Origin of the sequence: Bartonella sp. MM73XJBT.G (assembly GCF_028618435.1) — a bacterium.
In the GTDB taxonomy this organism is placed as follows: Bacteria; Pseudomonadota; Alphaproteobacteria; order Rhizobiales; family Rhizobiaceae; genus Bartonella.
The window spans coordinates 133,217-148,683 of sequence record NZ_JAQISW010000004.1; the positions used below are offsets into that span (position 1 = coordinate 133,217).

12 protein-coding genes are annotated in these 15,467 nt (G+C 35.2%); 8 read left to right on the plus strand and 4 right to left on the minus strand.

From position 1 onward, the window contains the following. The first annotated feature begins 877 nt into the window (after positions 1 to 877). The 5 genes from PVV59_RS03830 to lpxK all read left to right on the plus strand — a co-directional run bounded on the left by PVV59_RS03830 (position 878) and on the right by lpxK (position 6,792). Positions 878 to 2,209 (plus strand): TldD/PmbA family protein, encoded by a 1,332-nt coding sequence (locus PVV59_RS03830; protein WP_273754675.1) that lies wholly within the window; start codon positions 878 to 880, stop codon positions 2,207 to 2,209. Beyond that, positions 2,196 to 2,999: a 3'(2'),5'-bisphosphate nucleotidase CysQ gene (locus PVV59_RS03835; protein ID WP_273754676.1), complete on the plus strand. Its 804-nt coding sequence runs from the start codon at positions 2,196 to 2,198 to the stop codon at positions 2,997 to 2,999. Before PVV59_RS03830 ends, PVV59_RS03835 begins: the two co-directional genes overlap by 14 nt. 46 nt (positions 3,000 to 3,045) lie before the next feature. Then, entirely contained in the window at positions 3,046 to 3,291 is a 246-nt protein-coding gene (locus PVV59_RS03840; RefSeq protein ID WP_273754677.1) for a DUF4170 domain-containing protein, read from the plus strand. A 1,148-nt stretch (positions 3,292 to 4,439) separates the two neighbouring features. Continuing rightward, positions 4,440 to 5,762, plus strand: a complete 1,323-nt coding sequence (waaA, locus tag PVV59_RS03845) for a lipid IV(A) 3-deoxy-D-manno-octulosonic acid transferase (protein WP_273754679.1) — start codon at positions 4,440 to 4,442, stop codon at positions 5,760 to 5,762. After that, complete coding sequence (gene lpxK, locus PVV59_RS03850) at positions 5,752 to 6,792, plus strand: tetraacyldisaccharide 4'-kinase (RefSeq protein ID WP_273754680.1); 1,041 nt, start codon at positions 5,752 to 5,754, stop codon at positions 6,790 to 6,792. Before waaA ends, lpxK begins: the two co-directional genes overlap by 11 nt. Positions 6,793 to 6,811: 19 nt before the next feature. Here the strand turns inward: lpxK and PVV59_RS03855 are convergent, their stop codons facing one another. Both PVV59_RS03855 and mutL read right to left on the minus strand, forming a co-directional pair. Continuing rightward, on the minus strand, positions 6,812 to 7,048 hold the full coding sequence (locus PVV59_RS03855) for a DUF2093 domain-containing protein (protein WP_273754681.1): 237 nt from the start codon (positions 7,046 to 7,048) through the stop codon (positions 6,812 to 6,814). 107 nt (positions 7,049 to 7,155) lie between these two features. Further along, the gene (gene mutL / locus PVV59_RS03860; RefSeq protein ID WP_273754683.1) at positions 7,156 to 9,006 is read right to left on the minus strand and encodes a DNA mismatch repair endonuclease MutL; all 1,851 of its coding nucleotides are present in this window, start codon (positions 9,004 to 9,006) and stop codon (positions 7,156 to 7,158) included. Positions 9,007 to 9,278: 272 nt separating this feature from the next. Here mutL and PVV59_RS03865 point away from each other — a divergent pair, with 272 nt between their 5' ends. Then, the gene (locus tag PVV59_RS03865; protein WP_273754684.1) at positions 9,279 to 10,367 is read left to right on the plus strand and encodes a 2'-deoxycytidine 5'-triphosphate deaminase; all 1,089 of its coding nucleotides are present in this window, start codon (positions 9,279 to 9,281) and stop codon (positions 10,365 to 10,367) included. 1,075 nt (positions 10,368 to 11,442) lie between these two features. Continuing rightward, the gene (gene lldD / locus PVV59_RS03870; protein ID WP_273754685.1) at positions 11,443 to 12,594 is read left to right on the plus strand and encodes an FMN-dependent L-lactate dehydrogenase LldD; all 1,152 of its coding nucleotides are present in this window, start codon (positions 11,443 to 11,445) and stop codon (positions 12,592 to 12,594) included. Positions 12,595 to 13,210: 616 nt separating this feature from the next. On the opposite strand, the gene PVV59_RS03875 is transcribed toward lldD, so the two are convergent. Together PVV59_RS03875 and PVV59_RS09845 are read right to left on the minus strand one after the other, a co-directional pair. Further along, the gene (locus tag PVV59_RS03875) at positions 13,211 to 13,354 is read right to left on the minus strand and encodes a hypothetical protein (protein WP_273754686.1); all 144 of its coding nucleotides are present in this window, start codon (positions 13,352 to 13,354) and stop codon (positions 13,211 to 13,213) included. Positions 13,355 to 13,431: 77 nt separating this feature from the next. Then, the gene (locus PVV59_RS09845) at positions 13,432 to 13,659 is read right to left on the minus strand and encodes a transketolase C-terminal domain-containing protein (protein ID WP_342753237.1); all 228 of its coding nucleotides are present in this window, start codon (positions 13,657 to 13,659) and stop codon (positions 13,432 to 13,434) included. 680 nt (positions 13,660 to 14,339) lie between these two features. On the opposite strand from PVV59_RS09845, the gene PVV59_RS03885 reads away from it, so the two are divergent. Continuing rightward, positions 14,340 to 14,615 carry a hypothetical protein gene (locus PVV59_RS03885; protein WP_273754687.1) on the plus strand — a complete coding sequence of 92 codons (276 nt, stop codon included), beginning with the start codon at positions 14,340 to 14,342 and terminating at the stop codon, positions 14,613 to 14,615. Positions 14,616 to 15,467: the final 852 nt, after the last annotated feature.

The following is a 15,467-nucleotide window of genomic DNA, read 5'->3' on the forward strand; positions in this document are numbered from 1 at the left end:
AAAAAGATGAAAAAATCATGGCCTTGTTAAAATGAAATCAGTTATGAGTATATCACAAACCAATGAGCTTTTTAGTTAGCCATTGCGTGTCAAATCATCTTACGGGATTAATTTTTTCCTAAAGATTTTACAGAATTTTATTTTATATATAAAAGTTGATAAAATAATTTTTTTATTAAAAAGATGAAAGATTCTAAACGAAATGCACTAAACTTTAGAAAAAATGTTACAATTGTAATTTTTTTGGATAAATGTAAAAAGACGTTCTTTATGACATTACTTATCATAGATAAAGAAGTTTATGACGGCTCATTTTGTTGAAATAATTTAATGAAAAGACCATATTTTTTTAGGCTGTTGATATTTTATTTCATTGACAAGATTGCTATTTTTTTATGAGAGAGCTTATAAAAGTAAGAAAATATCCAAAAAGATAAGTCATTTTCTTGATTTTTGCTTGAGAATTAAAGAAAGTTATAGGAATGAGGAAAGTTATTTGACACTCTAGAGGACAAAAGGTGTGTGGTTTAGGTTGTTTTATGCTTTTTGAATTTTTGAAGATTTTGGCTTAAATCCAAGAGTTATTGCTAAGTCTTCTATTGATTTACGAGGTTTTCTATTGATCTGATTATGAGTTTCAGATTGGGCTTTTAAAATGATAATGGCCCATGAAAAACCTTGAAACTAAAGAGATTTTACGACATATTACCTCTTTTCATAAAGAAGCTAAAAGGGAAGTGATTTAATGCATTAAAAAAAGAATGCACAAGACGTGCATAATTTTATGAATGAACAAACAAAAACTCTATTCTGATGTGTATGAATTTGTCAGAGTGCTTATCAATGTAAATAATAAAGTATTTTAGGGAGTCTATGAATGACTGACAAGAACCAGATTGAGAAAGCGGTTTCATTGGTTGAAGCGGCAAGGCGTTCTGGGGCGGATGCTGCTGATGCTGTTATTATTCATGCACATTCCACCAGTGTATCTGTTCGTTTTGGGAAAGTCGAATCGACAGAAGCAGCCGAGAGCAATGATTTTACTCTAAGGGTTTTTGTTGGAAAAAAAGTAGCAAGTGTTTCTGCTAATTTAGCGTTTTATCCGCACGAACTCGCAGAACGTGCTGTTGCAATGGCTAAAGCTTCTCCCGATAGTTTATTTGAATGTTTGGCAGATAAAGAATGTTTGGTTAAACATCCTAAAGATCTTGATCTTTTTGATGATTTTGTACCAAACAGTCATTTTTTGACAGAAGATGCTTTAAAAACAGAAACGGCAGCTCTTGATGTGAAAGGCGTAAGCAATTCTGGTGGTGCTACAACAGCGTATGGCCGTAGTGGGTTTACTCTTGTAACCAGCGATGGTTTTTGTGGCGCCTATCGCTCCAGTTACTTCTCGCGTTCTTGCAGTGCTCTTGCGGGGGAAGGGACACAGATGGAGCGGGATTATGATTACACAACAGCCTTACATTTTTCTGAGTTAGAGGACGCAGAAACTGTGGGAAAGAATGCAGGGCTTGGTGCTGTTCAGCGTGTGGGGGCCGTTCGTGCTGCAACAAGAGGCGTTGATGTTATTTTTAATCCACGTACAGCTCGCGGAATTGCAGGGCATATCGCTTCTATGGTCAATGGAGCTTCTGTGGCTCGTAAAACGAGTCTTTTACAGGACTTCTTAGGCAAGCCAGTGATGAAGTCTAACGTTAATGTAACCGATCAACCTTTGCGATTACGCGGAAATGCTTCTCATCCTTTTGATGGAGAAGGAGTAGAGGGGCAAACACTCAATATTATTGAAAATGGTATTTTAAAAAATTGGCTTCTTTCATCATCTACAGCACGTGAATTGGGACTTCAAACAAATGGACACGGTGTGCGTTCGGGGTCATTAGTGCAGCCGACAAGTACAAATTTTGCTATTGAACCGGGTTTAGTATCACCTTGTGATATGATAAAAGATTTAGGAAATGGATTTTATGTGACAGAATTATTCGGCCATGGCATTGATTTTGTTACCGGTCAGTATAGTCGGGGTGCTTCTGGTTTTTGGATTGAAAATGGTGAAATTGCTTATCCGGTGAGTGAAGTAACGCTGGGTTCTGATTTGCTCCATATGTTAGCACATTTAACACCTGCCAATGATATTGATCGGCGTTATGCGACAGCGGCTCCAACATTGTTAATTGAAGGGATGACACTTGCAGGAAAATAACACGCATCATTCTTCTGATTTAAATCTTTTGCGTGAGGTTTGTCGAGAGGCAGGAGATTTAGCAATGCGATATTTTGGATGCACCTTGGATGTTTGGATGAAAGAGGGTAATTCACCGGTCAGTGAGGCAGATTTTGCTGTTGATCATTTTTTGAAAGAGAAGCTTCTTGGGGCACGTCCAAATTATGGATGGATTTCAGAAGAAACAAAAGATAATAGAAAACAACAAAGTTATGACCGTTCCTTTGTGGTTGATCCTATTGATGGAACACGAGGTTTTCTTTCTGGAAGCCCTTATTGGTGTATTTCGGTTGCTATTATCGAGAATGGTCGTCCTATTGTGGGCGTTCTACAATGTCCGGCTCAAGGAGATGTTTATGCAGCTGTCACGGGGGGAGGAGCAACATTAAATGAGATAAAACTTCCTCGTTTAGCCTTTCAGGCTCATCGAAAATATAAAATTTCTCTTGATAAATCGCTCGCACAAAAATTACCCGATGATTTTCGCAACCGAGTCAGTCTTTACCGGTATCTTCCCTCTCTTGCTTATCGTATTGTTCTTGTTGCTCAAGATGAGATCGATATCGTATTAGTTCGTCCGAATTGTCATGAATGGGATATTGCCGCGGCTGATCTTATTTTGCAGGAGTGTGGGGGGCGTTTTTTATCACTTGATGCCCCTTTATTATTTTATGGAGTTGAACCTTATCAATATGGACTTTTAATTGCTGGTAAAAATAATTGCTGTCAGGATATGATAGATGTTGTTCATCAAGCAAAGTTAGTTTAATCACATAAAAGCACGCTAAAATTATCTGAATGATATGGAGGCACATATGACTAAAACCAATGAAAAAAAACAATATTTACACCTTGTATTTGGTGGTGAATTAAAAAATCTTAAGAGTAATCAATTTAAGAATCCCGATGATTTAGATGTGGTTGGTATTTTTTCAAGTTATCAATCCGCTCAAGAAGCATGGCAGGCAAAAGCGCAAAGCAGTGTAGATAATGCATTACAACGTTATTACATCGTGGATTTGCATCAGTTTTTTGATACTGAAACAGGCGATGCAGAATAAAGTTTGAATATTTGGTCATTATATCCGCTATCTTATACTCATTTATCATGCTCTCTCAGAGGTGTGTCATTTAAGAAAAATAGAATACCATAGAAGAAAATGCTATTATTATTGTAACTTATATGATTTTCTAAGGAAATATTTCTCAAGGCCTCAAATCTATTTCATAATGGTATTCGCGCAAGGGATAAGTCCATATATATCACTACCTTTTACGCTTAAAATATGAACAAAAATGCAAGTTTTCACCTTTGTACATTTTGTTAAAATATTAGAATAGACTTTTGCACTTGAGATAGGGCATAAGAGGCATTACTATGCCTTTTCCCCGTATGTTTGTATCTATATTTCCTCTACCTGTGGTGCGTAAGCAAAAGGTTTTGATTGCTTCAACATAAGGCGGCTGTAAATAATTGAGGGGCAAGTTACGCAATGGTAAATCATTATACATCAATATACTATCTAATTATACAAATATCGTGTGATTAAGTTTATAGATTCAATGTCAGAGTGCTTAAAAGAATTCAAAAAAGAGGTGGTACGTTTAAGTGCCTTTGGTAAAATATAGCATTTACAGATGACAAGATGGTTTGCACAGGTTTTTATTGTGAAAGCAATAAGGTATATTCCTTTATTTATAAGATAGATTTAGATGACAATTGCAAAGGCACGAAGGCGCGTGTTACTCATTTGTTATCGTTTTTTTACATAAGCAGTATTGCCTCGGAATTTTTTTGTTCTCAAGTTGAGAAATTTTTTCTCTATTTTTTCTTGATTGTGCAAAGACAAATATAGAATTTACAAAACAGTGTAAGTGTAACATGATTGTGATTGGAATAGAAAGTGTACAGCATATTATGTTTATGAGAAAGTTTGAGTATTATTAACGTGTGAAATGCCTGTAAATCTGAGAAAAAAAGTATAGCTATGAATGTGTATATGTCATCCTTATAGGAAAATTTTTGAAAAAGGGGATAAAATTATGTTCCTTTTCTCTTGGTATCGTTAATTTTTTTATGGGAGAAATGTTTTTTTATCCAAGATACGGTTAGTCTTAAAAAACATGGATGTAAACCAATAGTGTTGATGAATTTTTTAATAAAATAAGCCTATAGATATCTCAAAACAGCAGGATGAGGTGATGTTAAATGGTAGAATTAAAAGCACATGTGGCTCTTTTAACCTATCGGATGATTGGCTTTTGCTTATATCCTGTTATCCCTTTTTATTTGTTTTTTCGTGCTATTCGTGGAAAAGAAGAGTGGTATCGCAAAAAAGAGCGTTTAGGTAAAAGCTCTCTTCTACGTCCTCAAGGTTCATTAGTTTGGTTGCATGCAGCAAGTGTGGGAGAAACATTAGCGCTTTTCCCACTTATTAATCATATTTTATCATTAAAAATCAATATACTATTGACAACGGGGAGTGTGACATCTTCCTTTCTTGTGAAAAAACATTTTGGGAATCGGTTGATTCATCAATATGCACCTTTGGACTTAGATTTTGTCGTGCGACGTTTTATTCGTCATTGGAAGCCTGATCTCGTTTTGGTTTGTGAATCAGAAATTTGGCCTCTGCGTATTAAAGAACTAGCCAAAATGCGTATTCCGCAGATTCTGGTTAATGCCCATATGTCTGAACGTTCTTTTAAAGCGTGGCAAAAGCGCGCCGTTTTTGCCAAACATATTTTTGAGGATATTGATTTGGCGATTAGTCAGAACGAAAGAGATGTCGTTTATTACCATACACTTGGCGTAAAATCTGTTACGTTTTCTGGTAATCTCAAGGCTGATGTTTTTTTGGTTGAAGATCAAGCATTGCTTGCACGTTACCGTAATGCTATCGGTAACCGTCCAGTTTGGGCCGCTATTTCAACACATGAAGGGGAAGAAGAGATAGCTTTTGAGGTTCATAAGATTGTTAAAAATTATTTGCCAGATTTATTGACAATTATTGTACCTCGTCATCCTGAACGTGTAGAAGATCTTATCAAAAAATGTGACAATCAGAGTTTATGTTTTATTCGGAGAAGCAGAAATGCTATTCCAGATATGAATACCGACATTTTATGGGGAGATACGATTGGAGAAATGGGGCTTTTTCTTCGTTTATCGAAAGTTTCTTTTGTTGGTAAGTCGTTATGTGAAAAGGGGGGACATAATCCATTGGAGTTGGCTTTACTGGATTCCGCTATTTTAACGGGACCTCATGTTTCAAATTTTCAAGAGATGTTCGAACGATTTTTAACGTGTGATGCAGCATATATGGTTCAAGATACAAAACAGCTTGCGATTCAGGTGTATAAGCTTTTAATAAATGAAACATTGCGACAAGAAATGGTTGATAAGGCTCATGAAGTGGCAACAGGTATGGCAGGTGCACTTGAGCGTACATTAAAGATTTTAGATCCATTTTTACAACCCCTTGTCATACAAACAGGTTTACGTCAGCGTCAGGGTGGATATGCATATTAACGCCCCTCATTTTTGGTGGAAAAATAAAAGCTTTTTGCGTTTTTTATTAGCTCCAATTTCATGGGGATATGGTTATTTTGCACATCGTTTTATGGCAAGACAGCCTCCCGTAATTGATCTTCCGGTTTTATGTATTGGAAATTTTACTTGCGGTGGTACGGGTAAAACGCCAGTTGTTATTGCTTTTGCCAAAGTGGCTAAAGAACTTGGTTTTGTTCCTGGTGTTGTATCACGTGGTTATGGTGGAGATGTTAAAGGAGTGCATCTTGTAAATGAGAAAGATGACACTGCCCGCGATGTTGGAGATGAAGCCCTTTTACTTGCACGGCATGCTTTGGTAGCTGTATCACCTAATCGTTATGATGCAGCACAACGGCTGAAAAAAGAGGGATGTGATCTTATTTTAATGGATGACGGTTTTCAAAGCCGCCGTCTTTATATGGATTATGCGTTACTTGTTGTTGATGCGATGCGTGGTTTGGGTAATGGAGCTGTCTTTCCAGCAGGACCTTTACGTGTTCCATTAAAAACGCAATTTTCTTTTATGGATAGCGTTTTATTAATTGGTCATCCAGATGGGAGTGATAATGTTGCTTTTCTTGTTGCCCAGACTGGAAAGCCTTTGCATCGAGCTCATCTTAAGGCAAGTGCTTCTGATGAGGTTTCAGGAAAATCATTTTTAGCATTTGCAGGAATTGGCAATCCAGATAAATTTTTTCAATCCATTAAAGAATTGTCTGGTCATGTGGCACAAACTTATACCTATCCAGATCACTATTTTTTCACTCATAAAAATTTAACAAGCCTTGTACAAAAAGCTCAAATGCACAATTTATGGCTAGCAACAACGGCTAAAGATTATATCCGTATACAGACAATTCATACGCAAAAAGATTTGAAAAATCTTATTGTTTTTGATGTAGAAGTCGATTTTTTTCAAAAAGATTTCTGTCGTATGCTCATTGAGGAGGTTATAACTCGCTTTAGAAAACGTTCCTGTGAATTTTCTTATCAGAAAGGCAAAGGCTAAATTTATAGCTTTTAAGGGGCTATTCTTTTTGTATTTTTAACAATTGCTTGAGATGTGGGTTGCATTCAAGTTCACGGCGATAGGAAATTTCACAACTAGCATATGCCTCTTGACGGTGATGATTCCAATATTTTAAGTCATCTATAGGGATTTTTTGCCCACTAACGGCACAAATGGTATAGGTTCCATATTCCACAATGTCATATCCATTATTAGAATAACGGACTTTTGCTTCGCGTTCACCATTGGAAAACATTTTAGTTCCTTTTTATTTGACAGTATTATTCAAAAAAGTGCCATAAGATATATTATAAAGTCGAGAGTTAATTTAAAAATATTTTTCTTGTCAAAATGGTTAAGCGTTTATTTTCTGCCAAAAAGCCGTTCTATATCTGCTAATTTAAGTTCAATATAAGTAGGGCGTCCATGATTACATGTACTTGTATTGGGTGTTGCCTCCATTTGTCGTAACAATGTGTTCATTTCTTCGGGACGTAAAAGGCGCCCTGACCGTATTGAGCCGTGACAAGCCATCGTTGCTGCAACATAATCAAGCATTGCTTTTAAATTGTTTGTTGTATCATACTCAGCGGCTTCATCTGCGAGATCTTTAATAAGGGCTTGCACGTTGATCTCTCCTAACATAGAAGGTGTTTCGCGTACAAGAATTGCACCTGCTCCAAATGGTTCTATTCCTAATCCAAATTTTTGCAAAGCATCTTTGTGCGTTAAGAGGCATGTTGCATCCTCTTCAGAGAGTTCTACAATTTCAGGAATCAGTAATAATTGTGAAGGAAGTGGTTTGGTATAAAGGGCATTTTTAAGTGCTTCATAAACCAATCGTTCGTGTGCAGCATGTTGATCGACAATGATCAAACTATCTTGAGTTTGAGCGATAATATAGTTTTTATGGATTTGTGCTCTGGCCGCACCTAGAGGATAAGATAACTCTTCTGATGAAGGTATAGCGCTTGGGTAGGTAGCAGCACTTGGTGTATTTAAGGACTCCATAATAGGCGTGGCATCTTCTTTTAAACCAAAAGAGTTAGTACTATCCAATGGTTTGTGAACCATTGAGGCGACGGCAAAATGATGAGACTGCGGACTATAAGAAGAGGATTGGTGAGCGTTTTTTAAATTGCTCAGTGATTGTTGTATCAACGGCTTTTGTGTTTGAAAAGCTGTAAGCATTGCTTCAGAACGAGTTGAAGTCGGGCGAATACCAGATTGCTGCAATGCTTCACGAATGGCTCCAACGATTAAACCACGAATTAATCCTGGGTCACGGAATCTCACATCAGCTTTGGCTGGATGAACATTAACATCGACTTCAGTAGGAGGAAGATCAATAAAAAGAATAGCGACAGGATAACGATCCCGTGTCATGACATCAGCGTAAGCACCTCTAATTGCTCCCCATAGAAATTTATCACGCACCGGACGTCCATTAACATAAGCAAATTGATGAAGGCTATTATTTCGGTTGAAAGATGGCAAACAAGCAAACCCCGTTAAGCGCACGGATTCGCGTTCAGCATTCAGTGCAATACTGTTAGGGGCAAATTCTTTTCCCATAATTTGGGTAATACGTTGTAATTGTCCTTGAGTATTATTTTCTGTCGCGAACAGTTCCATAGATGTTCTGTCTGTTCCTGAAAGAGAAAAACGGATATGTGGGAATGCGATAGCAATTCGCTTAATCATATCACTAATAGCATTTGTTTCAGCTCGATCAGTTTTCATAAATTTTAACCGTGCAGGTGTGACAAAGAAAAGGTCTCGAACTTCAACAATTGTTCCCAGATTTGCAGCAGCTGGTTTGGGTCCTATAATTTTTCCTGCAGTCACGGAAATTTCAGCAGCATTCTCAGCCTCTTTTGTCCGTGAAATGAGTTTGAGCTTAGCAACAGAACCAATAGAAGGGAGGGCTTCTCCTCTAAATCCAAGGAAACAGATATTGTGTACGTCATCGGTAATCTTTGAGGTACAATGGCGAGAAACGGCTAAAGTTAACTGATCAGCAGAAATCCCACAACCATTATCACTTACCTTTATAAAATTTTTTCCACCATTTGCTGTAATAATTTCAATACGTGTTGCACCGGCATCAATAGCATTTTCAACAAGTTCTTTGACAACATTTGCCGGTCGTTCAATAACTTCACCAGCGGCGATTTGGTTAATAATATTTTCGCTAAGATGGCGTATAATCATATAAATTCTAACAGGACTCTTAAGGAGGTTATAGAAATTTATGATAACATCATTTGTGTAACATTCAAGAATGAGAAAATATAAGATGTATTATTTCTACATGCTTCTTATTTTTTCGATAGCGTATTATACTAAATGTTTTTCATTGTTCGAAATATCAACAAATTACTTGGAAAAAATAGAAAAAATAATTTTTATCATCCTAAAATAACTTGCACCAATTTATCATCTAAGTCAAAAAAGAAACAGTGTAAAAAGGGAAGGGAACATATATGGTGCGTCTAAGCGGTATTTTAGCAGATAGAGATATACAAGCTTTGATTGATAATAACTTTCTGAAAGCGTACAGTCCGTTTGATAGATCTCAAATACAACCAGCAAGCCTTGATCTTCGTTTAGGGGAGAAAGCTTATCGTATACGTGCTTCCTTTATGCCGGGCCTTGAGGCAAAGGTTTTGGATAAGCTTGAACGGTTAAAGTTGCATGAGTTTGATTTACGAGATGGAGCTGTTTTGGAAACTGGGTGTGTTTATATTGTTCCGCTTTTGGAAAGTTTGGCTTTACCAGAATTTTTATCTGCTATTGCTAATCCCAAAAGCTCTACGGGACGATTAGATATTTTTACACGGGTCATCACGGATAATGCTCAAGAGTTTGATAAAATTTGTGCTGGTTATCATGGTCCGCTTTATCTGGAAATTAGCCCACGAACATTTCCGATTTTGGTGCGTACTGGCTCGCATTTATCACAGCTTCGATTTAGAAAAGGACAAAGTTATTTAAATGAAACTGAGCTGTATGCTTTGCAAAGGCAAGAAACGCTGATATCGGATGATCTTCCTAATATTAGTGCTGGAGGTATTGGACTTTCTATTAATTTAAAAGGAGACAAAAACGGGCTTATAGGCTATCGTGGTAAACATCATACAAGTGTTATTGATATTGATAAACGTGCTGATGCCCACATTTTAGATTTTTGGGAGCCTCTTTTTGATCGTGGTCAAAGGGAGCTGGTTCTTGATCCTGATGAGTTTTATATTTTAGTCTCACGAGAGTTTGTTCATGTGCCTCCGCTTTATGCCGCAGAAATGACCCCTTTTGATCCCTTAGTGGGTGAGTTTAGGGTGCATTATGCAGGCTTTTTTGATCCAGGGTTTGGGCATATGGAAGCGGGCGGTAAAGGAGCAAGAGCGGTTTTAGAAGTGCGGAGCCATGAAGTTCCTTTTATCTTAGAGCATGGTCAAATTATTGGTCGTTTGGTCTATGAACATATGCTTAGTCGACCATCAGCTCTTTATGGGCATGATGTTGGGTCACATTATCAAGCACAGGGTTTAAAGTTGTCTAAGCATTTTAAATGAGTTTAAAGTAGAGAATTTTGATAAAATATATGCAGGAAATGTATTTTAAGTAAGAAAATGTTGCTCTTCACAAAACCGGTACTAAGCATTCTATTTTCAATTTTAAAAGTTATAATAATTGCTCTTTCGTTTTAGAGGATATCAGAAGCACTTTTACTTCTTTTTTTAACGTTTTTTATTCATGAGAGCTTCGTTTATGATAAAAAAAACAATAGTTTTAATTCTTACTCAATATATCATGCATAATTATGATAATAAATCGACCAGTTAATAAAATTCGATATAACAATAATGTATTCTGCTTTTAAAACAGATATGAAAAAATTAGATGCTTCTATTAATTTAATTTTTCTAAAGCTTACATATTTTATTCCGTATAAAACTGATCATTAAGAGCTAATAAATAATTTTTACTACAATTCAGTAATGTTTTTTAATGAAGAATGTTCTAAATTTAGGAATTCATTTATAGTTATTGTCAGGGAGTTATTAGAGAGGAGTATCTTTTATTCCTATGAAGCTTAAATTCTTTATATTCTATATGAATGAGACACTGTTAAAATTTTATGAACAAGTAACAGGTCTGATTTTTAAATATTGATATGAGGAATTTTTTTGATGTACGTTACAGCTTTCTTTTAAAGTATTCATAAATATTTTTTTAGCTTTTTGGGGGAGAAAATTATAGCTTATACTTAATGAGTATAGATTTCATCTTCTTATAAAAGACACTATAAAAAATCTTTGGAGGGAGAAACAAATTCAAATCATACCAAATCAACGGGAGAAGCAATCATTTTCGAAGAGATACTTATTTACAGGAAATATAGAACTTCAATTGCACATGAACAATGCATGAATGAGTATATTATTGATCCTATTCCATACTGTGAGGTTTAAAATTTGGGATAGAGAAAGAAAGGCGTTGTTTTTATCAATGAGTTTTTTTAGAAAGTTGCAATCTTTTTCACCTCTATCTATTCAATAGAGCGTTTTAGGAAGATATCAAATAGGAGATACTGGGGCTCTTATATTTTTTAGGATGTCTTTTCATTTAGGAACAATGGTGCCGTCAATGATTATTTCTTCAACATTTGATTATCGCAAAGCTGCAAAGCGTCGTCTTCCTCCCTTTCTTTTTCACTATATTGATGGTGGAGCTTATGCTGAAGAAACGATGCGACATAATTGTACAGATCTTCAAGCACTTGCACTACGTCAAAGGATTCTAAGGCAAGTTGGTACTGTTGATCTTTCAGTCAGACTTTTTGATCAGACACTCAATTTACCGGTTGTTCTTGCTCCTGTTGGGCTAACGGGCATGTATGCACGTCGTGGAGAGGTACAAGCTGCGCGTGCCGCAGCGGCAAAAGGGATTCCTTTTACTCTATCCTCTGTTTCAGTTTGTTCCATTGCGGAGGTGCAGGAAGCTGTTGGAGGTGCATTTTGGTTTCAACTTTATGTTCTCAAAGATCGTGGATTCATGCGTGATGCATTAGAGCGCGCTTGGTTAGCTGGTGTACGCACGTTGGTTTTTACAGTTGATATGCCAGTTCCTGGTGCACGTTATCGTGATGCGCATTCGGGGATGTCTGGTCCTTATGCTGGATTACGTCGTTTTTTACAAGCGTTTACTCATCCATATTGGGCTTGGAACGTTGGTGTTATGGGGCGCCCCCATGATCTTGGAAATGTCTCCACTTATCTCAAAAAGAAAATTGCATTGGATGATTACGTTGGTTGGCTTGGTGCAAATTTTGATTCATCAATTAGTTGGCATGATTTACAATGGATTCGCGATTTTTGGAAAGGAAAAATGATTTTGAAAGGTATTCTTGATCCAGAAGATGCACGAGAAGCAGTACAATCTGGTGCTGATGGAATTGTTGTTTCCAATCATGGTGGACGCCAACTCGATGGTGTCTTATCAACGGCACGAGCATTGCCCGCAATTGCAGATGCTGTAAAGAGTGATTTAGTTATTTTAGTGGATTCTGGTGTGCGCTCTGGTCTTGATGTTGTACGCATGATCGCACAAGGTGCAGATGCTGTTATGATTGGTCGTGCTTTTGTTTATGCACTTGCAGCAGCAGGCGAGAAAGGTGTCACTCACCTGCTTGATCTTTTTGCCAATGAAATGCGGGTAGCTATGACACTGACCGGTACTCAGACAATCAAAGAGATTACGCACAAAAGTTTAGTGAATACAGATGTTTTTAAGCAATGAAAGTTATGTTTTTATACTGCTTTTAGAAAAAGAAAATTTTTATAAAAGAGCATCATTATATATTTAAAGATATGTTGATAGCTAACGTTAAAGAAAAAGGTCAAAAATCTCTTCTATAAAATGACAATAAATACCCAATGACTATAATAATAGTAAAAAAGTACAAATAACACTTCATAAAATATTCACTTTGTTAAAACGCATTCTAAGGATAAAAAGGAACAAGCGCTGCGAGCAAAGGAATAACAACTGTTGATATAGAAAAAATAGATATAAATAATGCTGTGAGCATTTTTCCTCTCCTATTTATAAAAAACATAATACACTATATTTATTTAATATAAAATTAAACACATATAGTTTATAACTAATTTTAATTAAAAATCAAAGTGTATTATTTAATAATATATAAATTATCGTAAAAAATAAAGATATATTCTATAACATCTATATTATTTATGCTGATATTAATGAATAATATATTATATAGACATGGTATTGTTTTTATAAAATATATTTTTAAATAATAAAAATGCAATATAGTCTCTTAAAAAAACCATTCACTAGCAAGCAAGAAAATGCAATTTAATGTGCTTATCAGTCTCTTTTTTGTATCTTATGTCATTGCTAACATAGTTTTCATTATACCTTCTTGACTTATTTTATAACTTGCCAAAACAATCCCCCATTGGCTTTCATTATAGATTGCTTCATCCGGTATTCCTAACGATACAAATTTGCATGCAATGCTATATTTCATAAGTAATCTCGTAATTGCTTCTCCAAGTTCCCCATGAATGGCTATGCTCTTCGTAAACAATGATAGATTTGTGAGATTTACAGAGTTTTAATACAAATGCAATCATCTAAAGATTGGATTGTTGTTACACTTACAACTGTTGGTATAATTTCATATTTTTTGATTTCTGCGATAGCATCAAAACAAATCTGAACAGCTCTACCATTTGCAAATAAGAGAATATCTTTTCCTTTTTTGATAACAGAATCTTTGCTAATATCGATTTTTGCAGCATTACTTAAAACATTATTATGAATATTTTTAATAGTGTGCTTGCTGACCTATATAAATGGGAGCGGGATTACTAAGAGTAGAAAGAATTGCGATTTTCATTTGATCGAATGATGACGACGTAAATAATTGGATAATACTTACTTTATCATTAAATAAAAAAGAAAAGTTTTTCTCTCTTTTAAATAGAGAGTGGGTTACTAGTAACAGAGGTAGTTTGTAAGCAACTTGTTCGATGTAAGACAATTTAACATCGCGGCTATTTTATTATCATTTTAAGTCGTGAAAAGATGGCTACGATAGATAAAAAATATAAAAAATGATTGGATATATTTTACAATAAAAAACTACACTTCTGTTAGTTGCATACCAGCTGCTGATATTGGTGACAAAAAATTTGACAAAAACAATCATCAAAATTTATTAGAGGATGTTTTTCATAGCATATACATAAAACCTCGGAGTATTTTCTTTAGACAGAAATTTATTCTATTCGCTGAAATCGGCAAAAATCTCTCAAGTAATGCTGTGAACTTTTGGGAGGATATTACAATGTTATGATTGTCCTTTTATGAAAACGGTTAGCGTTTCAAATGAGCTGCTGTGAATTGTTTCAACGCTTAATAAAGTAAGATCCAGAAGTTTTTACGGATTTAGAAGGGTACAAAAGGTTTTATCGTTACAAGCGTATGAGTGAGAAGATAACCAATCTCATATGATGAGAATTGAAATCCGTTGTCGCGCTCGGTTTAATTTTTTCCAATTTGAAGGTATACTAAAACTTATTGACGCCCCTTTAGCAAGTGTTCACATTGAACATTTAAGTTGGTCTGTTTCTATTGTACGTTTTAGACGTCAGAATACCTTGTTTTTTGGCTCACCTTATTGTGGTATTGAAGGTTATTATGGAAAGGATTTGTGTCAGCTGAAGAATTATCAGATTATGGCATGGCTTTTTCATAAAGAAAAGGAACGTACCTTTTGTCTTTAAATAATATGCTAGAAGTTTTAAAAACTTTTAGTTAACTTCATAAAAGAGATTATACCACCTATATAGATTGCTCTTAAAATAATACAATTGTTATTAACGAATGGGGCATTACCAATTTTGATTTCTATAACAAAGAAACAATATGCATTAAAGTTTTTTAATTTCGAAGGTCTGTTGAGAATTCTTCCAGAATCTTTTGAAAAAAGTAAATTGATAGAAGGTGTTGTATCAAAATAGAGAAATTTTTCTAGCAAGCTACGAGTAACTTTAAAAATATATTAAATATAAAAAATGCTACAATGTATTAACAGAGAGAGCTTTAGAAATGAGAATAAAAGTGAATAAAGAGGTACAAGTATACATTTCTACTTATCTTTTATAATTCACTAAAAATAAGAATTAAAGCAAAATTTTATATCAAAAATTAAAGGAATTCTAAAGGACGGCCCCAAAAAGGCGAACGAGTAATGCGTGAAAAGGTAGATAAGAAAGTAAATTAGAAGAGTGTTTTGTAGATTGACCAGCAGCATTCGTAAAGGTTTTCCCTCAAGATAGATATTATGATGGAGCAGGGAGGATGAATGTTTGAAAAAATAATATGTGTCCTTGGTTATTTCATTATACACATAACGATAAGCGTTATGAAATGGAGTTTGATTTTATCACAAGACTTTCTTTAAAAGAGGACAAGAACTTGCAAGACATCAGAATAATATTTTCAAAGAAGGTAATGATCTTATTGTTTTTTTAGGCTTATACAGATTTTTAGAGATAACTCTTGCTGAAGACAACTTTTTATATCATCAGATCTTTGAAGGACAATTACAGGGCAATTCACAGCATATTTTCTTC

Coding starts and splice junctions, on each gene's coding strand:
- PVV59_RS03840 (WP_273754677.1), top strand. CDS start 3,046: ATGACTAAAACCAATGAAAAAAAACAATATTTACACCTTGTATTTGGT.
- mutL (WP_273754683.1), bottom strand. CDS start 9,006: ATGATTATACGCCATCTTAGCGAAAATATTATTAACCAAATCGCCGCT.
- PVV59_RS03885 (WP_273754687.1), top strand. CDS start 14,340: ATGATGAGAATTGAAATCCGTTGTCGCGCTCGGTTTAATTTTTTCCAA.
- PVV59_RS03875 (WP_273754686.1), bottom strand. CDS start 13,354: ATGAAATATAGCATTGCATGCAAATTTGTATCGTTAGGAATACCGGAT.
- waaA (WP_273754679.1), top strand. CDS start 4,440: ATGGTAGAATTAAAAGCACATGTGGCTCTTTTAACCTATCGGATGATT.
- lldD (WP_273754685.1), top strand. CDS start 11,443: ATGATTATTTCTTCAACATTTGATTATCGCAAAGCTGCAAAGCGTCGT.
- PVV59_RS03855 (WP_273754681.1), bottom strand. CDS start 7,048: ATGTTTTCCAATGGTGAACGCGAAGCAAAAGTCCGTTATTCTAATAAT.
- PVV59_RS03830 (WP_273754675.1), top strand. CDS start 878: ATGACTGACAAGAACCAGATTGAGAAAGCGGTTTCATTGGTTGAAGCG.
- lpxK (WP_273754680.1), top strand. CDS start 5,752: ATGCATATTAACGCCCCTCATTTTTGGTGGAAAAATAAAAGCTTTTTG.
- PVV59_RS03865 (WP_273754684.1), top strand. CDS start 9,279: ATGGTGCGTCTAAGCGGTATTTTAGCAGATAGAGATATACAAGCTTTG.